Source organism: Ruminococcus sp. CAG:330, from assembly GCF_000437175.1.
Lineage (GTDB): Bacteria > Bacillota > Clostridia > Oscillospirales > Ruminococcaceae > Ruminococcus_C.
In genome coordinates, this window is sequence record NZ_FR898070.1 from 1 (window position 1) to 612 (window position 612).

Below are 612 nucleotides of genomic sequence, written 5' to 3' on the forward strand. Positions count from 1 at the left end.
GAAGCACTTTCTGCCCACTCTGATGCGACCTTTACGAAATCGCTGAGTGCTGCAAGGACATCTATGAGGGTTTTCATTCGGTTTCACTCCTTTGCATATTTTTGACGATAGGTCTGAGAACTAAATTCCGCTAATATTTGGCGAATCACTTCTGCTTGCCGAATATCTGCAAACAATAGCAATTGCTCCAAAGCAACAGATTGTTCTTCTGTAAGCATATTTTTATATGGATGATACCAATCTGCTACTCTAACACCGCCGCCATTCCCGGAACACGTCTCCAGAGGATAGTCCAATGCAAGTGCATGAATGTCGTTGCGAACAGTATTACAACATACACACAATTCCTGTGCAAGAAGTGGAACTGTTGTTTGTCTGCGAGCAACTAAAATCTTCATGATTTCGGCACGCCGTTCATTCACACTCACATGGACACCCCCTTTCCTAATCGTCGAACTTACTCTATCATTCAAACTACCAGCCTTTTTGGTAGTTTGAAAAGAGTTCACAAAACATTTTCAATTTGTACAGGCATAAAAACACCGACAAGGTACAGAAAAAAATTCTGCACCTCATCGGATGTTCTCACTTTTTTACCAAACTGGTCAGCCA

Annotated in this window: 1 protein-coding gene; it reads right to left on the reverse strand. The window is 41.8% G+C overall.

Features of this window, described 5'->3' with window-relative positions; translation table 11 throughout:
- Positions 1 to 83: 83 nt before the first annotated feature.
- Positions 84 to 428 carry a DeoR family transcriptional regulator gene (locus tag QZL66_RS08260; protein WP_051343767.1) on the reverse strand — a complete coding sequence of 115 codons (345 nt, stop codon included), beginning with the start codon at positions 426 to 428 and terminating at the stop codon, positions 84 to 86.
- Between the last annotated feature and the right edge of the window lie 184 nt (positions 429 to 612).